General features: G+C 61.3%; 24 protein-coding genes and 1 tRNA gene. 19 read left to right on the forward strand and 6 right to left on the reverse strand.

Annotation, left to right across the window (positions count from 1 at the left end; all coding sequences use genetic code 11):
* Nucleotides 1-3 precede the first annotated feature (3 nt).
* Entirely contained in the window at nucleotides 4-819 is an 816-nt protein-coding gene (nadE, locus tag HMPREF3056_RS10070; RefSeq protein WP_371326146.1) for an ammonia-dependent NAD(+) synthetase, read from the reverse strand.
* Nucleotides 820-1036: 217 nt separating this feature from the next.
* Here nadE and ykgO point away from each other — a divergent pair, with 217 nt between their 5' ends.
* The 4 genes from ykgO to nrdE all read left to right on the forward strand — a co-directional run bounded on the left by ykgO (nucleotide 1037) and on the right by nrdE (nucleotide 4500).
* Nucleotides 1037-1159, forward strand: a complete 123-nt coding sequence (gene ykgO, locus HMPREF3056_RS10075; RefSeq protein ID WP_003847162.1) for a type B 50S ribosomal protein L36 — start codon at nucleotides 1037-1039, stop codon at nucleotides 1157-1159.
* Nucleotides 1160-1600: 441 nt separating this feature from the next.
* On the forward strand, nucleotides 1601-1840 hold the full coding sequence (gene nrdH / locus HMPREF3056_RS10080; RefSeq protein WP_046647387.1) for a glutaredoxin-like protein NrdH: 240 nt from the start codon (nucleotides 1601-1603) through the stop codon (nucleotides 1838-1840).
* A gap of 8 nt (nucleotides 1841-1848) precedes the next feature.
* Nucleotides 1849-2274 (forward strand): class Ib ribonucleoside-diphosphate reductase assembly flavoprotein NrdI, encoded by a 426-nt coding sequence (gene nrdI / locus HMPREF3056_RS10085; RefSeq protein WP_070754687.1) that lies wholly within the window; start codon nucleotides 1849-1851, stop codon nucleotides 2272-2274.
* A gap of 63 nt (nucleotides 2275-2337) precedes the next feature.
* Nucleotides 2338-4500: a class 1b ribonucleoside-diphosphate reductase subunit alpha gene (gene nrdE, locus HMPREF3056_RS10090; protein WP_070754704.1), complete on the forward strand. Its 2163-nt coding sequence runs from the start codon at nucleotides 2338-2340 to the stop codon at nucleotides 4498-4500.
* Here the strand turns inward: nrdE and HMPREF3056_RS10095 are convergent.
* On the reverse strand, nucleotides 4497-5186 hold the full coding sequence (locus tag HMPREF3056_RS10095; RefSeq protein ID WP_070754688.1) for a FadR/GntR family transcriptional regulator: 690 nt from the start codon (nucleotides 5184-5186) through the stop codon (nucleotides 4497-4499). The two genes, nrdE and HMPREF3056_RS10095, sit on opposite strands and share 4 nt — an antisense overlap.
* Nucleotides 5187-5309: 123 nt before the next feature.
* Here HMPREF3056_RS10095 and nrdF point away from each other — a divergent pair, with 123 nt between their 5' ends.
* The 4 genes from nrdF (at nucleotide 5310) to HMPREF3056_RS10115 (ending at nucleotide 10357) form a co-directional block, all read left to right on the forward strand.
* The gene (gene nrdF, locus HMPREF3056_RS10100) at nucleotides 5310-6299 is read left to right on the forward strand and encodes a class 1b ribonucleoside-diphosphate reductase subunit beta (RefSeq protein ID WP_046647383.1); all 990 of its coding nucleotides are present in this window, start codon (nucleotides 5310-5312) and stop codon (nucleotides 6297-6299) included.
* A gap of 351 nt (nucleotides 6300-6650) precedes the next feature.
* A complete protein-coding gene (ctaD, locus tag HMPREF3056_RS10105; protein WP_070509772.1) occupies nucleotides 6651-8342 on the forward strand; it encodes an aa3-type cytochrome oxidase subunit I in 1692 nt (563 codons plus the stop codon).
* Between the two features lie 103 nt (nucleotides 8343-8445).
* Nucleotides 8446-9639, forward strand: coding sequence for a phosphoserine phosphatase SerB (serB, locus tag HMPREF3056_RS10110; protein WP_070680976.1), 1194 nt, complete (start codon nucleotides 8446-8448; stop codon nucleotides 9637-9639).
* Nucleotides 9632-10357: a peptidyl-tRNA hydrolase gene (locus HMPREF3056_RS10115; protein WP_070754689.1), complete on the forward strand. Its 726-nt coding sequence runs from the start codon at nucleotides 9632-9634 to the stop codon at nucleotides 10355-10357. The genes serB and HMPREF3056_RS10115 overlap by 8 nt, the downstream gene beginning before the upstream one ends.
* On the opposite strand, the gene HMPREF3056_RS10120 is transcribed toward HMPREF3056_RS10115, so the two are convergent.
* Genes HMPREF3056_RS10120 through HMPREF3056_RS10130 form a run of 3 tightly spaced genes read right to left on the reverse strand, consistent with a single transcriptional unit; the run spans nucleotide 10354 to nucleotide 14324 of the window.
* Complete coding sequence (locus HMPREF3056_RS10120; RefSeq protein WP_070754690.1) at nucleotides 10354-12315, reverse strand: ATP-dependent DNA helicase; 1962 nt, start codon at nucleotides 12313-12315, stop codon at nucleotides 10354-10356. The genes HMPREF3056_RS10115 and HMPREF3056_RS10120 overlap by 4 nt on opposite strands.
* A gap of 36 nt (nucleotides 12316-12351) precedes the next feature.
* Nucleotides 12352-13704: a nicotinate phosphoribosyltransferase gene (locus tag HMPREF3056_RS10125; protein WP_070754691.1), complete on the reverse strand. Its 1353-nt coding sequence runs from the start codon at nucleotides 13702-13704 to the stop codon at nucleotides 12352-12354.
* Nucleotides 13705-13745: 41 nt separating this feature from the next.
* Nucleotides 13746-14324, reverse strand: coding sequence for a spore germination YkwD domain-containing protein (locus tag HMPREF3056_RS10130; protein ID WP_052750511.1), 579 nt, complete (start codon nucleotides 14322-14324; stop codon nucleotides 13746-13748).
* Between the two features lie 88 nt (nucleotides 14325-14412).
* Here HMPREF3056_RS10130 and clpS point away from each other — a divergent pair, with 88 nt between their 5' ends.
* From clpS to rdgB, 8 genes are all read left to right on the forward strand, one after another.
* A complete protein-coding gene (clpS, locus tag HMPREF3056_RS10135) occupies nucleotides 14413-14748 on the forward strand; it encodes an ATP-dependent Clp protease adapter ClpS (RefSeq protein ID WP_049155733.1) in 336 nt (111 codons plus the stop codon).
* A 3-nt stretch (nucleotides 14749-14751) separates the two neighbouring features.
* Complete coding sequence (locus HMPREF3056_RS10140) at nucleotides 14752-15288, forward strand: DUF2017 domain-containing protein (RefSeq protein WP_046647374.1); 537 nt, start codon at nucleotides 14752-14754, stop codon at nucleotides 15286-15288.
* Between the two features lie 22 nt (nucleotides 15289-15310).
* The gene (locus HMPREF3056_RS10145; RefSeq protein WP_046647373.1) at nucleotides 15311-16255 is read left to right on the forward strand and encodes a P1 family peptidase; all 945 of its coding nucleotides are present in this window, start codon (nucleotides 15311-15313) and stop codon (nucleotides 16253-16255) included.
* Between the two features lie 13 nt (nucleotides 16256-16268).
* Nucleotides 16269-16991 (forward strand): rhomboid family intramembrane serine protease, encoded by a 723-nt coding sequence (locus HMPREF3056_RS10150; protein ID WP_246822509.1) that lies wholly within the window; start codon nucleotides 16269-16271, stop codon nucleotides 16989-16991.
* Nucleotides 16991-17767, forward strand: a complete 777-nt coding sequence (gene murI, locus HMPREF3056_RS10155; RefSeq protein ID WP_070754692.1) for a glutamate racemase — start codon at nucleotides 16991-16993, stop codon at nucleotides 17765-17767. The genes HMPREF3056_RS10150 and murI overlap by 1 nt, the downstream gene beginning before the upstream one ends.
* Before the next feature lie 67 nt (nucleotides 17768-17834).
* A complete protein-coding gene (locus tag HMPREF3056_RS10160) occupies nucleotides 17835-18602 on the forward strand; it encodes an MBL fold metallo-hydrolase (protein ID WP_070754693.1) in 768 nt (255 codons plus the stop codon).
* A gap of 22 nt (nucleotides 18603-18624) precedes the next feature.
* Complete coding sequence (gene rph, locus HMPREF3056_RS10165; protein ID WP_070516105.1) at nucleotides 18625-19353, forward strand: ribonuclease PH; 729 nt, start codon at nucleotides 18625-18627, stop codon at nucleotides 19351-19353.
* Complete coding sequence (gene rdgB / locus HMPREF3056_RS10170; protein ID WP_070754694.1) at nucleotides 19347-19958, forward strand: RdgB/HAM1 family non-canonical purine NTP pyrophosphatase; 612 nt, start codon at nucleotides 19347-19349, stop codon at nucleotides 19956-19958. Before rph ends, rdgB begins: the two co-directional genes overlap by 7 nt.
* Before the next feature lie 122 nt (nucleotides 19959-20080).
* Here the strand turns inward: rdgB and HMPREF3056_RS10175 are convergent.
* Nucleotides 20081-20162: transfer RNA gene (locus HMPREF3056_RS10175), tRNA-Leu, on the reverse strand.
* A gap of 143 nt (nucleotides 20163-20305) precedes the next feature.
* Between HMPREF3056_RS10175 and HMPREF3056_RS10180 the strand changes: the two genes are divergently transcribed.
* Genes HMPREF3056_RS10180 through HMPREF3056_RS10190 form a run of 3 tightly spaced genes read left to right on the forward strand, consistent with a single transcriptional unit; the run spans nucleotide 20306 to nucleotide 21669 of the window.
* Nucleotides 20306-20701 carry an SURF1 family protein gene (locus HMPREF3056_RS10180; RefSeq protein ID WP_049155743.1) on the forward strand — a complete coding sequence of 132 codons (396 nt, stop codon included), beginning with the start codon at nucleotides 20306-20308 and terminating at the stop codon, nucleotides 20699-20701.
* Entirely contained in the window at nucleotides 20701-21057 is a 357-nt protein-coding gene (locus HMPREF3056_RS10185) for a DUF3817 domain-containing protein (protein WP_070443384.1), read from the forward strand. The genes HMPREF3056_RS10180 and HMPREF3056_RS10185 overlap by 1 nt, the downstream gene beginning before the upstream one ends.
* 6 nt (nucleotides 21058-21063) lie before the next feature.
* Nucleotides 21064-21669, forward strand: coding sequence for a hypothetical protein (locus HMPREF3056_RS10190; protein ID WP_070546629.1), 606 nt, complete (start codon nucleotides 21064-21066; stop codon nucleotides 21667-21669).
* The last annotated feature ends 19 nt before the right edge of the window (nucleotides 21670-21688 follow it).

A 21688-nucleotide genomic window follows, 5' to 3' on the forward strand; every position in this document is an offset into this window, starting at 1 on the left:
GCGTTAGGCACTAGTGGGTCCTGGCGGCATGGCGCGCTTATGGGCGCCGCGGCGCCAGAGGGTTTCGATGCGCTCGCGGGCGTCGTCAGGCACGTTCTTGCCCTCGAGGTAGTCATCGATGTGGGTGTAGGTGACGCCGAGCGCTTCTTCATCAGAGAGCAATGGGCGGTCATCCTCCAAGTCAGCGGTTGGTACCTTCTTCCACGTGGAATCCGGTGCGCCGAGATGTTTCAGGAGTTGAGCGCCCTGGCGCTTGTTGAGCCCGGCGAGAGGCAGGATGTCGGCAGCGCCATCGCCCCACTTGGTAAAGAAAGCTGTGACGTTTTCGGCGGCATGGTCGCTTCCGATAACGAGTGCGCCGACCTCACCAGCCACCGCATATTGGGCGGACATGCGCAGGCGCGCCTTGAGATTCCCACGGTTGAAATCGTTCAAGTGCTCCGTGTCGAGTGCGGAAGCCACGGCGCCGGCGAGAGCCGCTGTGGCGTCGGCGATGTTGATGGTGAGCCGGTAATCGGGCTGGATGAAATCGAGCGCTACTTGCGCATCGTCCTCGTCCGCTTGCGTGCCGTGGGGAAGACGTACGGCCCAAAAGTGTGCGCCATCGACACGCTCGACGGCCAGCTGGGCCAAGCGGCCGGCAAGGGTAGAATCCTGGCCACCGGAAATACCGAGAACAAAGCCCTGAGCGCCGGTGTTGCGCAGATACGTGGCGAGGAAGTCGACACGGCGTTCAATCTCCTCTGCCGGATCAATGAAAGGTTTCGTCCCTAGCGCAGCGATGATCTCTTGTTGAAGCTCCCTGGATGCTTGTGTCATAGCGACCATGGTAGCCATCACGCGCAGCGGTGGTCCGAGGGTCTGCCAGGTTGGCTCGGGGAAAAATTGGCGTGGCTAGTTCTCGGTGACGTGAGTGTTTTGGTAATGAGGCACTCGTGGGGTAATATTTTTCCTCGTGTCATTGCTGGGTGTCTGCCCAGCTGTGCTTTGAACTAATCAATCGCATCAAGATTGCGCATAACGAAAGGAGCGCCCGATGAAGGTTCGCAAGTCGCTTCGGTCGCTGAAGAAGAAGCCGGGCGCCCAGGTTATTCGCCGCCACGGTAAGGTCTTCGTGATCAACAAGAAGGATCCGCGCTTCAAGGCTCGCCAGGGCTAAGAAACAAGTGTCCTTGGTCCGCCGTCCCCGCGTTGTGGGGGCGGCGGATTTTTTTATGCCTCCCTTCGTCGGCTGGGGTCGGGGGAGGCGTCGCAGAGTGGCCTGCTCCCTTTTGTGGACTTTGTCACAAACTGAGTGAACGTTTGGTAAACGTGCAGGGAATATCACCCGTGTAGTTACCGCCGTGACGGCGGGGGTTGTGGCGGGGTGTCAACATGTGGGGTCGGGCCGAGTTACATCCTGGGAATACCAGCCATGTAACTACTACATATTGTGTTAGTTGCGGGGTGCGGGCACAAAGTATAGTGTCGTTGATGTTGCTCGGGCGGCGGCCCTACATCACCGCTCAGAGCTCGCATGCAGAGCCGCTAAACGCTCTGCTCGTATCGAATTCAACAGTCACTCCGCGTGTAGTGCCGAAGGAAGCTAAAGGAACGTCACATGAGCATCACCCTCTACACCAAGCCAGCTTGTGTCCAGTGCAACGCCACCAAGAAGGCCCTCGACCGTGCTGGCCTCAAATACGAGACGGTGGATATCTCCCTGGATGATGATGCCCGCGACTACGTGATGGCTCTGGGTTACGTCCAAGCACCGGTCGTTGAGGCGCACGGTGAGCACTGGTCCGGCTTCCGTCCTGACCGCATCAAGGCACTCTCTGCGATGGCGGCAAGCGCCTAGGGCAAACCATGTTGGTCGTGTATTTCTCTTCCGCTACGGAAAACACCCACCGCTTCGTCGAGAAGCTCGGCCTTCCCAGCGTCCGCATCCCGCTGCGTCTCAGCGATGAGCCCATCACTGTGAATGAACCCTACGTCTTGATTTGTCCGACGTATGGGGGAGGGGCATCGATGAGCGGGCGGAACACGCGGCCTGTCCCCAAGCAAGTCATTCGTTTCCTGAATGACGAACACAACCGCAGTTTCATTCGTGCCGTCGTGGCCGGAGGTAACAGCAACTTCGGCAGTGACTTTGGCAAGGCCGGCGACGTCATCGCCGCCAAGTGTAAGGTTCCTTATGTGTACCGCTTCGAACTTCTCGGAACCGAGGAAGATGTCACAATTTGCCGTGAAGGCCTCTTGGCCAACGCGGCCGCTTTAGGTTTAGCCGCCTAAGGCCTTAATTCCTACCAACCCATCTCTCCATTTCGCCATAGCAAAGAAAGGCCCGTGAAAGTCGTGACCACGCAACTGGGTAAGACCGTCGCTGAACCTGTGAAGCCGGAAGAGCAGCTGGACTACCATGCGCTCAACGCCCTGCTGAACCTGTATGACGAAAACGGCAAGATTCAGTTCGACAAGGACCGCGAGGCCGCGAACCAGTTCTTCCTCCAGCACGTCAACCAGAACACAGTCTACTTCCATGACTTGGAAGAAAAGATGCGCTACCTGGTAGAAAACAAGTACTACGAGCCGGGACTGATCGAGCAGTATGACTTTGAGTTCATCAAGTCCCTGTTTAAGCGCGCCTACGCCTTTAAGTTCCGCTTTAAGACCTTCCTGGGTGCCTACAAGTACTACACCTCCTACACGTTGAAGACCTTCGACGGTCGCCGCTACCTCGAGCGCTTCGAGGACCGTGTATCTATGACTGCCTTGTTCCTGGCTGACGGAGACACGAAGCTGGCAGAGCGCCTTGTCGATGAGATCATGACCGGTCGCTTCCAGCCGGCCACCCCGACGTTCCTCAACGCCGGCAAGGCACAGCGCGGCGAGCTGGTGTCTTGTTTCCTGTTGCGCATCGAGGACAATATGGAGTCGATCGGCCGCTCCATTAACTCTGCTCTGCAGTTGTCCAAGCGCGGTGGCGGCGTCGCTCTGCTGCTGTCCAATATCCGCGAGTCTGGTGCACCCATCAAGCACATCGAGAACCAGTCTTCCGGCGTCATCCCCGTAATGAAGCTGCTCGAGGATTCCTTTTCCTACGCCAACCAGCTGGGCGCTCGCCAGGGAGCTGGTGCGGTCTACCTCAACGCGCATCACCCAGACATCATGAACTTCCTCGACACCAAGCGTGAGAACGCGGATGAGAAGATCCGTATCAAGACTCTCTCGCTCGGCATCGTGATCCCGGATATTACATTCGAGTTGGCAAAGAACAACGACGACATGTACCTGTTCAGCCCGTACGATGTTGAGCGCGTCTACGGTAAGGCCTTCGGCGATATTTCCGTCACTGAGCACTACGAAGAGATGGTCGAGGATCCGCGTATTCGCAAGAAGAAGATCAACGCTCGCCACTTCTTCCAGACCGTCGCGGAGCTACAGTTCGAGTCCGGATACCCGTACATCATGTTCGAGGACACCGTGAACCGTGCCAACCCGGTCAAGACTGGGCGCATCAACATGTCGAACCTCTGCTCGGAGATTCTGCAGGTGAACTCCCCGTCGGAGCTCAACGAGGACCTCACCTACAAGACCTTGGGCAGCGACATTTCCTGCAACCTTGGATCCCTCAACATCGCCGCGACCATGGATTCTCCGGACTTCGCCCTCACGGTGGAAACGGCCATCCGCGGATTGACCGCTGTGGCAGACAAGACTTCCATCAACTCCGTGCCCTCCGTGCGCAAGGGCAACGATGATTCCCACGCCATTGGCCTGGGGCAGATGAACCTTCACGGCTACCTCGGTCGCGAGCACATCGAGTACGGATCGGAAGAGGGCCTCGATTTCACCAATTCCTACTTTGCGGCGATCATGTACGCTGCGCTGCGCGCATCTAACAAGCTGGCGCGTGAACGAGGCGAGTACTTCACGGAGTTCCCGGAGTCTGAATACGCGAGCGGCGAATTCTTCGACCGCTACGACCCGGCCGACTTTGCTCCCCGCACGGAGAAGGTCAAGGAGCTCTTCGCTAAGTCGTCGATCCACACCCCGTCGGTAGAGGAGTGGGCGGAGCTGAAGGCGGACGTCGCCAAGCATGGCATTTACAACCGCAACCTGCAGGCGGTGCCGCCGACGGGCTCGATTTCCTATATCAATAACTCGACCTCCTCGATCCACCCGATCGCGTCCAAGATTGAGATTCGTAAGGAAGGCAAGATCGGCCGCGTCTACTATCCGGCGCCGCACATGGACAACGACAACCTGGAGTACTTCAAGGACTCCTACGAGATCGGCTACGAGAAGATCATCGACACCTACGCCGAGGCCACGAAGTACGTTGATCAAGGTCTGTCGCTGACGCTGTTCTTCAAGGACACCGCCACTACCCGCGATATCAACCGCGCCCAGATTTACGCGTGGCGCAAGGGTATTAAGACCCTCTACTACATCCGCCTGCGCCAGATGGCTCTGGAGGGAACCGAGGTTGAGGGCTGCGTTTCCTGCATGCTCTAATCCTTATTCGCACGCGCCTCAAGCAAGATGGCGCGTGCGATTTTTTCTGCCCCAGGTGAGTCGCCTCGGACGATGGCTTCCGCCAAATCGAGGTGGAGCTGGGCGGTACCGGCCGTCGGGTTTCGCTTGCGGGAACCATAGAGTGAACGCCCGCGCACCATGGACAGCAGATAGGGGCTCAGCGCTGAGAACATCTCATTGCCTGAGGCGTGGAGGACCATGGCGTGGAATCGTAGATCTGTGGCGAGGTGCTCGCCGACGCGCCGCGTGGGTGTGACCTGGAGACGCTGGGCCAGCTCCAGAATCTCTTCCTTATCTTCAGGGGAGGCATGCTGTGCGGCTAAGCCCGCGGCGACAGGCTCGATGGCGAGGCGCAGATCATTAAGGGAGGTGCGCTGGCTATCGCGCGCTTTCTCTGAGCCCAGGCGCCACGAAATGATAGCGGGATCGTAGACCGCCCATTCGCTGATGGGGAGCACTGTAATGCCGACGCGGCGCGCGGAAGAGACCATTCCTAGTTGCTCCAGTGCGCGCATGGCTTCGCGCGCCACGGTTCGGGAAATACCGAAGCGCTCGCAGAGGTCGTTGAGCGTAAAACGTTCACCGGCGGGGAGGGCGCCACTGACGATGTCAGTGCCCAGCGCGTCCAAAACAGTGCTGAGTAGGGGAGCGGAGGGTTCAGTCATTCCATCGAAATCGGGGTCGTGGGAGTATGGCTTAAGTATAAAACATGCAGGAATTTTGGCCCCTAGTTTTACCGGGTACGATGGCACCAGACATATAAAAACTAGTAAGACGAGGTGACGTGCGTGTCTCACGAGTACGACGATTACATCGCCAGCCACGAGGCTCCGGTGAAGGCAATCAACTGGAACACCATTCCAGATGAGAAGGATCTTGAGGTGTGGGATCGTCTAACCGGCAACTTCTGGCTCCCAGAGAAGGTCCCGGTGTCCAACGACATCCAGAGCTGGAAGACGCTCACGGAGAAGGAGCAGGAGACCACCATGCGCGTCTTCGCTGGCCTGACGTTGCTTGACACTATCCAGGGCACCGTGGGTGCGGTATCGCTGCTTCCCGACGCCGTCACGCCCCACGAAGAGGCCGTCTACACCAACATCGCCTTCATGGAGTCGGTGCACGCGAAGTCCTACTCCAATATCTTCATGACACTGGCGTCGACCCCGATGATCAACGATGCTTTCCGCTGGTCTGAGGAAAATGAGAACCTGCAGCGCAAGGCCAAGATTGTTATGTCCTACTACCAGGGTGACAATCCGCTGAAGAAGAAGGTCGCCTCCACGCTGTTGGAGTCCTTCCTCTTCTACTCTGGTTTCTTCCTGCCAATGCACTTCTCTTCGCGCGCGAAGCTGACGAACACCGCTGATATCATTCGCCTGATCATCCGTGATGAGGCCGTCCACGGCTATTACATCGGCTACAAGTTCCAGCAGGGGTACAAGAAGCTGTCGGGGCCGGAGCAGGAAGAGATGAAGGGCTACGCCTTCGACCTGCTCTACGACCTCTATGAGAACGAGATCGACTACACAGAGGATCTGTATGACGAGCTGGGCTGGACCGAGGATGTGAAGCGCTTCCTGCGCTACAACGCCAACAAGGCACTGAATAACCTCGGCTTCGAGGGGCTGTTCCCGGCTGATGAGACCCGCGTGTCTCCGGCCATCCTGTCCTCGCTGTCCCCGAACGCGGACGAGAACCACGACTTCTTCTCCGGCTCCGGCTCCTCCTATGTCATTGGTAAGGCGGAGGAAACGACCGATGATGACTGGGACTTCTAGCTAGTTCCTCGCATTTACCTGTCGCCGTACCGCACCTTCTGGCAGGGATCATCCGAAAGGTTGATTCTTTCAGGGGGTGCGTTTTCGGGTTTTGGGGGACGACACCCCCGCGTTGCTGTGTTCTAGATCACCGTATGCTAGGGCGTAGTGTGGGCAGTTGGCCACGTACATGGCGTTATCTGCTCCAAACGGGGTTAGCAAGGTTGGCGGAAAATAACAGAGCGCTGGAAATTCGGCCCTGAGGTGGCCTAATATAATGCGAGTAAACCTAGGTGTTTGACCACTGAGCGTGTGGCGCGAGAAAACGCGTGATGCCGATGTGGTTAAGCACTTGTTCTTCAGGAGGATTTTATGACCGCTGTGGCGCCACGGCTCGACGATTACGTCGCGCCTACACGTCCAGAGCCGACTGGTAACGCAAAGACCGGTTCCAAGGCTTGGATGATGCTAACCACCACCGACCACAAGCAGCTGGGCATCATGTACATGATCATGTCCTTCAGCTTCTTCTTCCTCGGTGGATTCATGGCTCTGCTGCTTCGCGCTGAGCTTTTCACCCCAGGACTGCAGTTCCTGTCCAACGAGCAGTTCAACCAGCTGTTCACCATGCACGGCACTGTCATGCTGCTGCTGTTTGCTACACCAGTGGTGTGGGCATTCGGTAACTACGTTATGCCCCTGCAGATTGGCGCACCGGATGTGGCCTTCCCGCGTCTGAACGCCTTCGGCTTCTGGATTACCCTGACCGGCGGCATTGTTATGCTCGCGGGCTTCTTGACCCCGGGCGGCGCTGCTGACTTCGGCTGGACCATGTACATGCCGCTGGCTGATTCCGTCCACACCCCGGGCATCGGCGCGGACATGTGGATCGTTGGTGTGGGTGCTACCGGTGTCGGTACCATTGCTTCCGCCATCAACATGATCACCACGATTCTCACCCTGCGTGCGCCGGGCATGACCATGTTCCGTCTGCCGGTTTTCACCTGGGCTATCTTTACCGCTTCCATCATCGTGCTGATGATCTTCCCGCTGCTGACTGCTGCGGCTCTGGGTGTTCTGTATGACCGCAAGCTGGGCGGCCACATCTATGACTCTGCCAACGGCGGCGCCATCCTGTGGCAGCACCTCTTCTGGTTCTTCGGCCACCCAGAGGTCTACGTCCTCGCACTGCCGTTCTTCGGCATTATCTCTGAGATTGTCCCGGTCTTCTCCCGTAAGCCGGTCTTCGGCTACATCGGCCTCGTCTTCGCCCTGCTGGCCATTGGTGCTCTGTCCATGGCTGTGTGGGCACACCACATGTTCGTGACTGGCGCCATCCTGCTGCCGTTCTTCTCCTTTATGACCTTCCTGATTGCGGTTCCGACCGGCGTGAAGTTCTTCAACTGGGTCGGCACCATGTGGAAGGGCCACATCACCTGGGATACCCCGATGATCTTCGCCATGGGCTTCCTGACCACCTTCCTCTTCGGTGGTATGACCGGTATTATGCTGGCCTCCCCGGCGTTGGACTTCCACCTCGCAGAGTCCTACTTCCTTATCGCTCACTTCCACTACACCCTGTTCGGTACCGTGGTCTTCTCCGCCTTCGGTGGTCTGTACTTCTGGTTCCCGAAGATGACCGGCCGCATGTTGGATGAGCGTCTGGGCAAGATCCACTTCTGGCTGACCTTCATCGGCTTCCACGGCACCTTCCTGGTTCAGCACTGGGTGGGCAACATGGGTATGCCGCGTCGTTACGCCGACTACCTGGAGTCTGATGGCTTCACGGTCTTCAACCAGATTTCCACCATCTTCTCCTTCGTTCTCGGCGCCTCGGTTATTCCGCTGGTATGGAACGTCTTCAAGTCCTGGCGCTACGGCGAGATCGTCACTGTGGACGATCCGTGGGGCTACGGCAACTCCCTCGAGTGGGCTACCTCCTGCCCGCCGCCGCGCCACAACTTCGTGTCCCTGCCGCGCATCCGTTCTGAGCGCCCGGCCTTCGAGCTGCACTACCCGCACATGGTTAAGCGCATGCGCGAGGAAGCACACGTCGGGCACTAAGCACTCACTAGCTGAGTACTCCTGAAAACGCCGCCACCCCATCACAGCGATGGGGTGGCGGCGTTTGCCGTTGGTGGAGATTCCAGGATCGCGGTGTGCGATAATGAGGCCCGTGGATAATCAAAGTGAACAAGTTTTCGCCGTTGTCACCGCCTCAGGTCCCGACAAACCAGGCGTGTCTGCCGCCTTCTTCCGCGTTCTTAGCTCCCATAACGTCGAGCTTGTCGACGCCGAACAGGCCATCTTCTCCGGCCGCATCTCCCTCTCCGCGTACATCCGTGTCAGCGCCTCGCGTCTGGAGGCCATGGAGCAGGGGCTGCGCAACACGTTGAGCATCTATGCGCAGTCCATCACCGTGGAGCCCCGGGAGGAGGAAGCCACCTCCCGCCCGCGCTCGACACACGTCGTCGTGGTGCTGGGCCGTCAAGTCAACGCAAGCCACATGTCGGCCATCGCCAAAGAGCTGGCCAATCTCGATGTCAACATCGACCGCATCCGCGGCCTGTCCACCTATCCGCTCAACGGCCTGGAGCTCTACATCACGATCGATGGCTCTTCTGACCCTGTTCGCGCCATGTTGGCCCGCTTGGCCACGGAGCAGGGCGTGGACATCGCCATCGAACGCTCCGGCCTGCAACGCCGCTCGAAGCGCCTCATTTGCTTTGACTGCGACTCCACTCTCATTACCGGCGAGGTCATCGAGATGCTGGCCGCTCACGCTGGCAAGGAGGCAGAGGTTGCCGCCGTCACGGAGCGCGCAATGCGCGGTGAGCTGGACTTCGAAGAGTCTCTTCGCGAGCGCGTCGCCACCCTGGCCGGGTTGCCGGAATCGGTCATTAAGGAAACCGCCAACGATATTCGTCTGACCCCAGGCGTGCGCACCACCATCCGCACGCTCAAGCGCATGGGTTACCGGGTTGCGGTGGTGTCTGGCGGCTTCATTCAGGTCCTCGAGGATCTAGCTAAAGAGCTCGACCTCGACTACGTGCGTGCCAACACCCTGGAGATCGAGGACGGTAAGCTCACCGGCCGGGTCATCGGGGACGTGGTGGACCGCAAGGCCAAGGAGATGTTCTTGCGTGAGTTCGCTGCGGATTCGGGCCTGAGCATGCGGCAGACCGTTGCGGTCGGCGATGGTGCCAACGATATCGACATGATTTCCGCTGCCGGCCTGGGCATTGCCTTCAACGCCAAGCCCGCCCTGCGCGAGGTGGCAGATACCTCCGTTAACCACCCCTACATGGACGAAATCCTGCAGATTCTCGGCATCCCCATGGAGGAAGTCGCTAGTGAATAACCTCCGCGAGGCCCATCGGCGCCTCGTGGATGCGTGCAGTGAGCGCAACTGGCGCGATGATCCCGAGGATCCCGACAAGCCCGAGACCATCCAGGCGATGCAGATAGCGCTCAACCTGCCCAAGCAGGACCCGCCGGCGCGCACGGAGGTGCTGGAAGCGGCGGCGAGGGGCGTCGTCAAGCTGTGCCTCGACGATCGGGCCGGGCAGGATGGGGCCTTCGCCGAGGCCTTGGGGCAGTGGTACGGGCACCGCATCCGCAAGGTGGCGCGCCGCGCCCGCAACAAGGCCTGGCGCGATGTCCAGGCTCTGCCTGGGGTCACGGTTGCTGACCGCGCGCGAGTGTTCGTTCCTTCGGCGGTGCAGGACGTGCATCCGCTCGTCGCCAAGCTGCAGATCGGCCATACCGATCTCCCCCAGGATGCCCCGGGCCCCGCGCTTGCCGACGCCCCCGTGATCTACATCGACGCCTCCCTCACCATGAGCGCCGGAAAGGCCGCCGCGCAGGTGGGGCACGGCTCGATGTTGCTGGCCGCGGCGATGAGCGTTGAGGAAGTAGAAGGTTGGGCGGCGCAGGATTTCGCGCTGTCCGTGCGCGAGATTGCCCCAGCGGATTTTGCCGCGGCGTGCACGCGCCCCGATGCGGTGGTGGTGCATGACGCAGGTTTCACCGAGGTCGCCCCGGACTCAGCCACGGTCTGCGCGCTGCCTCGCCCCTAGCGGGCTTCGACTAGGCGCTTGAGTGCCCCGCGCACGACCTCTGGGTCGCTCGTCGGCCACATCTGCGGCATGGAGGCTCGCAGGTAGGAGCCGTAACGCTTGGTCTCTAGACGGTTATCGAGCACGGCGACGACTCCGCGGTCCGCAGTGGAGCGCAGCAGGCGGCCCGCGCCTTGGGCCATGAGTAGCGCCGCGTGAGTCGCAGAAACCTCCATGAACCCGTTGCGCCCTGCCGCCTTTGCGGCCTCGGTCCGCGCTTGCATGAGTGGGTTATCCGGGCGGGGGAAGGGGATGCGATCGATGAGGACCAGGGAACAGGAGGGCCCCGGCACGTCGACGCCCTGCCAGAGTGTGAGCGTGCCGAAGAGACAGGAGTTTTCGTTCTTCGTGAACTTGTCCACGAGCGCACCGATGGAGTCCTCGCCCTGGAGGTAGATGTCGAAGGGGATGGTGGGCTTGAGTTCTTCGGCTGCCTGTTGCGCGGCCCGCCGCGAGGAGAAGAGTCCGAGCGTGCGCCCGCCGGCGGCCATGATGAGCTCGCGGATCTCTTGGAGGGTCTGGGGGCTCAGCCCATCGCGGCCCGGCTGCGGCAGGTGCGCCGCGGTATACAAGATGCCGCTGCGCGCGGGGTCAAAGGGATAGCCCACATCGAGGCTGTCCCACGTGCCTTTCGGCAGGCCCCACTGCGCGGCCATGGCGTCGAAGCGCCCGCCTAGGGCCAGCGTGGCGGAGGTGAGCACCACGGTCTGCTCGCCGAAGAGCTTTTCGTGCAGCATGCCTGCGATGGACAGAGGGGCCACGGCAAGGGTGTCGTTCAACGTGCGCTCATCGCGCTCCAGCCACACCACGTCGGCATGCGCGGCGGGGTCACCGGTGGCGAAGACATCGAGGATGCGGGCGATGGCTTCGACGAGGCTAGCGAGGTGGTTGGCCAGGTTTTGGCGCTCCGCAGATTTTTCCGGGTCTTGGGCCTGTTCACCCTCGGGGGTGCGGGCGATGGTTTCGCGGCAATCGGCCAGGGTATCCGCGAGGCCCATGAGCTGCTGCTTGGCTTCCTCTGGCAAGTCGGTCCAGCGGCCCGGTGCGAACCCTGCGAGCAGTTGGCTCAGTTCGTTGGCCTGCTCAGTGAGGCGTTGGTCCTTGCCGTTGGCGCCGAGGGACTTGGCGCGGTTGGCCGCCATCTTCAGCGCGCGCCCGGTGATTTCGGCGGTAGAAACCGAGGTGATGCGGCCGTCCAGCTCGTGGGCCTCGTCGATGATAACGACGTCGTGTTCGGGCAGGATATTGATATCCGCCACCGCGTCGATGGCGAGCAGGGCGTGGTTGGTGACGACGATATCGACGTCGGCCGCGCGGCGCCGTGCGAGCTCCGCGAAGCAGTCTTCGCCGTGCGGGCAGCGCGTGGCACCGAGGCACTCGTTCGAGGTGACCGATACCTGCCGCCACGCTAAGTCTGGCACGCCCGGTTCCAAGTCCTCGCGGTCACCAGTCTCGGTGTCGTCCGCCCACTCGTAGACGCGCTGGACGTGGCGGCCGAGGTGGGAAACAGCGTCTTCGTCGAGCAAGGCGTCCTCGTCCTCAAGCTCAGCGGCGCGGGAGACTTTGTTGAGGCAGACGTAGTTGGAGCGGCCCTTCATGATGGCGAAGGTCGGCTTCTTTTCTAGGTGCGGCTCGAGGGCCTCGGCCAGACGTGGAAGGTCCCGCTCCACCAGTTGGCGTTGGAGCGCCAGCGTGGCGGTGGAGACGATGACGGTGTGACCGGTTTCCTGTGCGTGGCGGAAGGCAGGCACAAGGTAGGCCAAGGACTTACCTGTGCCTGTTCCTGCCTGCACGGCGAGGTGGCGCTCTTTCTCCAACGCAGTGGTCACGGCCGTCGCCATGCGCACCTGGCCGGGGCGCCGCGAGCCGCCGAGGGCGGAGACTGCGGCGTCAAGGAGGTCAACCGTTGTGTCCTGCATTGGTGCCAGTGTAGTCGGTCGCCTCCCACGTACTTCTTAAGCGTCGAAGCCGATGAACCGAGTCGGAACCGCGGGTTCATCGCGGGTGAGTGCGAGGCCCTCCCACGGCAGGGTGGTGATGGCCTGGGCCAGGTACTCGCGGGATTCCTCGAGGGTAGGCAGATTGTCGAGGATCTCGCCGTCGCGCATCAGCGGCACCGTCATCTCGCGGGTGCGCAGCGTCCCGGTCTCTGGGTTCTCGGAGGAGAAGGGGAGCACGAGCTCCTCGACGGCCACCCCGGAGGAGCGGTAGGTGCGCAGGGCGCGCTTTGACCCGCCCTGCGACTTCTTCGAGGAGGAACGCTTGGCCACTGGATGGCCATCGACCTCGACGACCTTGTAGACCATCCCAGCAGTCGGGGCACCCGAGCCGGTGACCACCGAGGTGCCCACGCCATAGACGTCGACGGGATCGCCGCGCAGACCGGCGATGGCGAACTCATCCAGGTCGGAGGAGACCACGATCTTGGTGTTGTGGTTGCCCAAATCATCGAGCTGCTTGCGCACACGGCGGGTGACCGCGGCCAAATCGCCGGAGTCGATGCGCACACCGCCCAGCTCGGGTCCGGCCACCTTGACGGCGGTTTCCACGCCCTTGGTGATGTCATAAGTATCCACCAACAGGGTTGTATCCACGCCGAGAGTTTCGATCTGCCCGCGGAAGGCGGCCTCCTCGTTCGGGGTGCCGTCCTCATTGACGTGTGCCAGCGTCCACGCATGCGCCGCAGTACCGGAGACCGGGATGTCATAGCGGTAGCCGGCCTCCAAGTTGGAGGTGGCCTGGAAGCCTGCCAGATAGGCGGCGCGGGCAGCAGTCACTGCAGCGTATTCGTGCGTGCGGCGCGAGCCCATCTCAATGATGGGGCGGCCGTCCGCGGCAACCACCATGCGGGAAGCCGCAGAAGCCACCGCGGAATCGGAATTCATGATGGAAAGGATCACGGTTTCCAGGATGAGGCACTCGCCGAAGGTGCCGCGCACGGTCAGCAGCGGCGAGTTCGGGAAGTACAGCTCGCCTTCCCGGTAGCCATCGATCTGCCCGGAGAAGCGGTAATTGGCCAGGTACTCCTTGGTCTGAGCATCAAGAAAGTCCATCTCCGCCAACTGCTGAGCAGTGAAACGGAAGTCCCGGACGGCGCGAAGAACGCGCTCGGTGCCGGCAACAACGCCGTAGCGCCGCTCGTTGGGGAGGCGGCGGGCAAAAACTTCGCAGGCTACCTGGCGGTGCGCGGAGCCATCGCGCAGCGCCGCTTGCAGCATGGTCAGCTCGTACTTATCGGTAAGAAGGGCCGTGGAGCGATCCGCAGGGACGTTTCCGGCATCCAGGACGTTATCTGAGGTAGTAGTCACATCGAAGATGCTACTCAGGGCGTCCTAAAAAATCAGCTGTTCTATTCCTCAAGCTGAATGACGACGTACACCTCGCCGTCGTTATAAGCCACGCCAACGGCCGCGGTGGTCATCCGGCGATCCCGCAGGGCGGCCACGTGGTCGGGGGAGGCCCGGAAGGCCTCGACGAATTCATATGCGCTGGCCTTGTCCACGGGCAGGTGGTGCTGAACCATCTGCACATTTTCTTCCGATGGCTCTTGCGTCTTGGTCACCGCGTTGCACTCTGCCTTTTCGCGGGCTGCGGTTTGGCGGTCGATCCACGGCACCAATGGGGCCTGGCCGTCTTCCTTACGCCAGGTGTTGAGCGCACCTATCAGCTCCTCTTGGATGGTGTTGAGCTGGCGTTGGACGGAAACGTCGGGAAGCTCGTAGTCGCACGCCTCCGACGTCGGGGGTTCCGCATCCGTCGAGCTGCCGTCGTCGGAGGGGTTGGTCAAGCTCAGCACAGCAGCCACGAGCGTGCCGCCGAGAACGAGCACGGTGAGCACGCGCTGCAGGAGGAGCACGACATCCTCCTTCGCCGGTTGGCGTCCCGCGAGAATGTCAACAACGGCTGGGGGGAGGGAGAAAGAATTCATTGATGCCACCTGGAAACGATAATCAGGTTAAGGGTCGCTGACAGTATAACTGCTCGCGACGCGGAGAATTTTAGCTAGTGTAGAGGGCATGAAAGCGCACAACGAAACGTCCGCGGGCGTGGTGATGAGTTCACCCATGGCCACCCCGGAGCTGGATGAGGCGATTGACGTCGACGTCGCCACGAGCGAAAACCTGCCGTGGATGTGCATTGTCTGGGATGATCCAGTCAACCTGATGAGCTACGTCTCCTACGTGTTCCAGACCGTTTTAGGCTATGACAAGAAGCGAGCCAACGAGCTGATGATGCAGGTCCATACCGAAGGTAAGGCAGCCGTGTCCTCGGGTGAACGCGACAAAGTCGAAGCCGACGTGAAGAAGCTGCAGGTCGCGGGCCTCTGGGCCACGATGCAGCAGGCAGGGTAGGTTATGCAGGCTTGGAAGAAGAAAAAGTCCTTCATGCGCGGCGCCAAGTACACGGCTGTTTTCGAGCCGATGGAGCGCGAAGTCTTGGGTGACCTCACCGCGACGGTCTCTGAGGCCATCATCGCTCGCGCGCAGTCGGCGCCGAAGGATGAGCTGGCGGACATGCTCGACATGCCCACCGGCCACACCGAAGCCCCCGAAGACCCGTCGCTGGCCCGCCTCTTTCCGGACTTCAAGAAGCCGGGGGATGAGGAATTCGACGGAGACAATTCCCTCATGCGCTCGCTCCACGAGAACGACATCGCGCGCGCCAAGCTGGAGAACCTGCAGGTTATTAACACCGCGCTGGGGCCGACTGGCGGGGTAGAGGTAGCCATTAGTGAGGAAGAGGCGCATGCCTTCCTCGCGGGGCTTAATGATCTGCGCCTCTATATCGCCGCCGGGGACGTGCCGGAGGATACCCCTGGGGCGGACCGCGATACGCTCGTGGAATGGCTGGCGTTCTGCCAGGATTCGCTGCTCGACGTTCTCATGGATTAGCGCCGTGCGCACACTTCCCGACATGGGCTTTTCCGTCGGCCACGTCACACGTGAGGATACCGGCGTCACCGTCATCTACTGCGGCGAGCAGGGGGCCGTGGCCGGCGTCGACGTGCGGGGCGGCGGTCCAGGCACGCGCGAGACGGATCTTTTAGAGCCACACAACACGGTTGAGCGCGTTCATGCGTTTCTTCTGGCAGGCGGCTCGGCCTTTGGGCTGGCCGCTGCGGATGGCGTCATGCGCGGGCTGGAGGAGGCAGGGATTGGCTTCCCCGTCTTTGGGGAGGAGATCCCCGGCCCGCGCGTTCCTATCGTCCCGGGCGCGGTCATCTTCGACCTGCTCGCCGGACCGCAGCGTCCCTCGGCGGCAGACGGCGAGGCGGCTCTACGCGCCGCGTTGGCAGGACACGACGCCACGAGTGGCAGCGTGGGTGCGGGCACCGGAGCCTGTGCCGGCAAGGTGCGGGGTGGGGTGGGCACCGCGCTTGTCGACGTCTCCCCCTTCTCCGTCGCCGCCGTCGTCGTGGCCAACCCGGTAGGCCAGGTGATTGATGCTGAGACCGGGCGCTTGTTTGGCGCACCGGGTGCACCAGCCGTCGACGTTGAGCGGTTTGCCGCGGCCCGCAGCTTGGCCGAGTCATTCGCGGAATCCTCGCGGCTTAATACCACCATTGGTGCGGTGTTGACCGATGCTCCTTTAAGCAAGGCCCAGACCAAGCGCCTGGCCCTCGCGGGCCACGATGGCATCGCTCGCGCTGTGCGCCCAGCGCATTCCCCGCTGGATGGGGATACGCTGTTTGCTGCCGCCTCGGGAGTCCGCTCAGCGGAGAAGGGCATCGGCCCGGCGGAGTTGGCGTCGTTAAGCGCAGCTGCTGCCGATGCCGTGGAGGCAGCCATCGTTGACGCCGTGGTGAGTGCAAGCCCAGGGCTGGGTTTGGAGGCGTATTCCTCGCTGCGGGCTTGCTAGAGTTGGAGGCATTATGACGACGAGTGGACCTTTTGGCCAGCAGCATTCGCATGAGCCTAACCCCTTCCAACCCCGCCCCGCTGCCGCGGGACAGGGACAGCAGCCCCTCCTTAATACAGGCGATTCGAAGAACTACACGCGGGCCGGCCGCCTCAAAACAGCCGCGTTTCTCACGGTGGGATTCCTCGCCGTCGAGTGGATCATCCACATCATCAACTTCCTGTTCTTTGGAAGCGAGCTGGGGCAGTACGGCATTCATCCGCTGGACTTCAACGGCATCTGGGGGATTTTCACCGCGCCGCTGCTCCATGCGAACTTCGAGCACCTCATCGGAAACTCGTTGCCTGGTGCGATCTTTTGTTTCCTGATTGGCTTGTCGGGCCGCAAGGCATGGTGGGAGGTCACCATCATCGTGGTGCTCATTGCCGGCGTGGGCACGTGGCTGCTGGGCGGGCCGGGGACCTCGCATATCGGTGCCTCGGGCATGGTGTACGGCTGGTTGGCTTACCTTATCGTCCGGGGAATCTTCAACCGTTCCCTGGGCCAATTTCTCGTCGGCGTGGGGCTGGGCTTTGCCTATTCCGGTCTTATCTGGGGCGTGTTGCCTATCTATGAAGGAGTCAGCTGGCAGGGCCACCTCTTCGGCGCCATCGGTGGCATCGTCGCGGGCATGGTGATCACCTCCGATGACCCGATTAAGAAGGTCAAGCCCGCGCCTCGGGGAGCGATGCGTTAATGCCTGACGCGACCTCTCCGATCGGGATTTTTGATTCGGGTGTGGGCGGCCTGACCGTCGCTCGCACGATCATCGAGCAACTTGCCGACGAATCCATCATCTACATCGGCGATACCGCCCATACCCCCTATGGCCCGCGGCCCATCGCCGAGGTGAGGGAGCTGTCCACCGCCATCGCCGACGAGTTGGTGGAGCGCGGCTGCAAGATGCTGGTGATCGCCTGCAACACCGCCACGGCCGCTTTCCTACACGATGCCCGCGAGCGCTATGCCATTCCGGTCGTGGAGGTTATCCGCCCGGCCGTGCGCCGCGCCATCGCCACCACCCGCAACGGCAAGATTGGCGTGATTGGTACGGAGGGAACCATTAACTCCGGGGCCTACCAGGATTTGTTCGCCGTCAACCCGAATGTTGAGTGCACGGCCGTGGCCTGCCCGGACTTCGTGAACTTTGTCGAGCGCGGCATTACCGCCGGGCGTCAGATTCTTGGTGTGGCCGAGGGCTACCTCGCGCCGCTGCAGTCGGCGGGCGTCGACACGCTCGTTCTTGGCTGCACACACTACCCGCTGCTCACGGGCGTCATCCAGCTTGCTATTGGGGATAACGTCACCTTGGTGTCCTCGGCGGAGGAGACTGCGAAGGATGTCCTGCGCATCCTCACCAACACGGACATGCTGGCCCCGGCGGGGCAGGTACCCACACGTAGTTTCGAGTGCACTGGCGACCACGCCGCCTTCGAGCGTTTAGCCGCGCGCTTCCTGGGGCCCAAGATTTAGAGCGGGTGAGGATGTACAATCGACCCAAATCCCGCATCCCCCATTGTTTCGTGGAACTATTGAACGCATGAAGCTGACCATCCTAGGCTGTTCCGGCTCGGTGCCCACTGTGGGTAATCCGGCCTCTGGCTATCTCCTGTCTTTCCCCTCGGCTCCGTCCATCATCATGGATTTGGGCCCGGGTACGCTTGCACGCCTGCAGGAACTCCAGGATCCGTGTGATGCACACGTGGCATTATCTCATCTCCATGCCGATCACTGCCTGGACTTTCCGTCTTTGATGGTGTGGCGCCGCTTCCACCCCACAGAGCCCGCAGCCTCCCGCAATTTCTGCCTCGGGCCGTCGACGACTGAGACCCACCTGGGCCGGCTGTCCTCGGATACTCCGGACGGGGTGGATGACATGAGCGATACGTTTGCGTTCAGCCCGTGGGTGGATCGGGAACGCCAGCTTGTCGACGATGTCTATATCACCCCCTTCCGCACAGTTCACCCGGTAGAGACGTATGCCTTGCGGGTTGAGCACACCAAGACCAGCGCCACCCTGTGCTATTCCGCGGATTCGGCCTATACGCCCGCGCTCGTTGAGGCTGCCCAGGGCGTGGATGTTTTCCTCTGTGAGGCCGCATGGGGCGAGACCTCGGAAGACAAGGCCCCGGACATGCACATGTCGGGGGCAGAAGCCGGGCGTCTGGCGCGCGAAGCAGGGGTAAAGAAGCTGGTGCTCATTCACCTACAGCCGTGGGGCGATGTCGCCGCAACATATGCCGCCGCTGCCCGCGAGTTCGACGGTGAGATCGTCGTTGGTGCCGCCGGGATGGAGCTTGACTTTTAGCACGCGCGGTAGGGTAGTGGGCATGACTGATTTCACTCGTGCTGATGGTCGCGCGCTCGACCAACTCCGTAGCGTTCGCATTACCCGCAATTTCACCACCAACCCGGCTGGGTCGGTGCTGGTGGAGTTCGGCAACACCCGAGTCATGTGCACGGCTTCCGTGGAATTCGGGGTGCCGCGCTTCAAGAAGGACTCCGGCGAGGGCTGGTTGACCGCCGAGTACGCCATGTTGCCTGCGGCCACCCACGACCGCATGCCGCGCGAGTCGATGAAGGGCAAGGTCAAGGGACGTACCCACGAGATCTCCCGCCTGGTGGGCCGCAGCCTGCGCGCCGCCGTGGACCTGTCCGAGCTGGGGGAGAATACCATCCAGCTGGATTGCGACGTGCTGCAGGCCGACGGCGGTACCCGCACGGCGTCGATTACCGGCGCGTATGTGGCGCTGGCTGATGCGATTGCCTATCTCAAGGAGGAGGGCGTCGTCCCGGGCGAGCCGCTGCTGGATCCGATCGCCGCTGTCTCCGTTGGCATCATCGATGGTCACGTGTGCCTCGACCTGCCCTATGAGGAGGACTCTCGCGCGGAGGTTGATCTCAACGTGGTGATGCAGGAGGGCGGAGACTTCGTCGAGATTCAGGGTACCGGTGAGCACGGCCTGTTCGGCCGCGCGGAGCTCAATGACATGTTGGACGTGGCCCAAGCCGGCTGCACCCAGCTTATCGACGCTCAAAAGGCGGCCCTCGGATGGTAAAGCTCCTCGTCGCTTCGAATAATGCCAAGAAGCTCAAGGAGCTGGAGAAGATTCTCGCTGATGCCGGCATTGAGGGCATCGAGCTGCTCCCGCTGTCTGCGGTGGAGACCTACCCGGAGCCTGTGGAGGATGGCCGCACCTTTGCCGATAACGCGCTGATCAAGGCGCGCGCCGGGGTGCAGCACACCGGTTTGGCAACGATTGCGGATGATTCCGGCCTCGCGGTGGAAGAACTCAACGGCATGCCGGGCGTGCTCTCTGCCCGGTGGTCGGGCGGCCACGGCGACGATGAAGCCAATAACCGCCTGCTGCTGGGGCAGATGTCACACGTGCCCGCCGAGCGCCGCGCGGCCGCCTTCGTGTCGGTCTGCGCGCTGGTGACCCCGGATGGGCAGGAACATGTGGTGGAAGGCCGTTGGCCAGGCTCCTTGCTTAGCACCCCACAGGGAGAAAATGGTTTTGGCTACGATCCTCTCTTCCAGCCCGAGGGCGAAACCCGTTCCGCCGCGCAGATGTCTCCAGAGGAGAAGAACGCAGTCTCGCACCGCGGGCGCGCGCTGGCGCAGCTGCGCGAACCCCTAGCAGCCCTCGCCGGCCAAGCCTAAGTATCCGCCAAACCATTACCGCAAGCCCGGCATCCGCAAGCCCGGCATCCGCGAGCTGGGCTGGCTTGCCGGGCGCTGTGACGACAAGACCCCGCACGGAAACCGTGCGGGGTCTGAATATGTGCGCCCGGTGAGACTTGAACTCACACGTCGTAAGACACTAGAACCTAAATCTAGCGCGTCTGCCAATTCCGCCACGGGCGCGGGTTTAGTCACTGCGGAGCACTCTTTGCTCTGCGCAACGGTCACTAGCCTACAGGGCGGCAGGCCATAGACGGAAATCCACTTTTCTGGGCGTGGTGGGTAGGCTGTTGAGAGTGAGCACCAACCCAGCACCGAAAAAGCGGATGAAGGTTCGATGGTGGCACATCGTCATCATCGTGCTCTTCGTCGTGCTCTTTTTGTTCCTTGCTTATTGGCAATGGACGCGGTTCCGCTCCGGTTCGGGAACCTTCCAGAACTTGGGATACGCCTTCCAATGGCCGCTGTTCGCGGTATTTGTTGTGTACGCTTACCGCACTGCCATGCGCTACGAGAATGAGCGAATCGATGCCGAGAACGAAGCCCTCGAACGGGGAGAAGAGCCTGCTCAGTATGAGGCAGAGAGCGTGCGCGCGGCCAAGGAGCACACCGCGACTAAAATCGACGAAGATTTCCTACCGCCTCGCCCGCAGATTGATGTGGACACCTTCAACGCTATGAACAAGCAGCGCCGCCGTCGCGGCACTGAAGAGGAGTATTAATGAGCAACTCAGTCAACAACGCTGTCCATCCTGACCGTCAGGCGCGTATCCGTGGCCCGCTGAAGTTCTTTTCCATTGCCGCCACTATCACCGGTATTTTCCTTCTCATTCTCGTCGCGCGCATGATCCTGCAATACGGCGTGGGGATGGAGATGCCATCCTGGGCTACGCTCATCGCCCAAGCGCATGGCGTGGCCTACATGGTCTACCTCGTGTCCATCCTGGTCCTTGGTCCGCGTGCCATGTGGCCGGTAAGCAAGCTTTTCACCACGGCGCTTGCCGGTGTTGTTCCATTCCTGTCCTTCTGGATGGAGCACAAGCGCCGCACTGAAGTTGTTGAGCAGTTCCAGCTGTAGGTAGGTATGACGAGCCGCAAACTGAGCACCACACTTATCGCGATTGTGGTGCTTCTTTCACTCGCTTGCGCTGGCTTGGGTGTGTATGCCGTACGCCAGCCGCACGAGGTTTATACCGCGCCGGTGCAGTCAACCAACACGCAGGTCGTTAAGGCTGTCCAGCGCGAAGAGCAGGTGGTCTTGCTCAGCCTGGGTATCCAGGGGCTGGCGGAGAAATCTTCCGTGGGTCAGGTCTTAGGCGTGAAGGTTCCGTGGACTAGCCGAACACAATTTGTGCAGTATTCCTATAAAGCCAAGCTCGGTATCGAAGGCAAGGACGTTCGCGTCACTGAGACCGGCGAGCATGCCTACACTGTCCACATCCCGGACTTCATCTTCATTGGGCATTCCGATGAAGAGTTTAAGACCGCCGTGGAAAACAACGGCGTGCTCAGCTGGACCACCCAGCCGATCGACGCCGCATCTACAGTGTCGGATGTCCTCAGCGCCGATAAGAAGCGCGAGGACATCGACGACAACCGCGAGCTCCTGCAGGACCAAGCTCGCAATTTCTATGAGGGCATCATCCGTGGCGTTGACCCCGAGGCCCAGGTCACCATGGAGTTCAGCTAGTCCTCACGTCGAGTGTCCC

Source organism: Corynebacterium sp. HMSC056F09, assembly GCF_001815785.1.
GTDB classification, from domain to species: Bacteria; Actinomycetota; Actinomycetes; order Mycobacteriales; family Mycobacteriaceae; genus Corynebacterium; species Corynebacterium hiratae.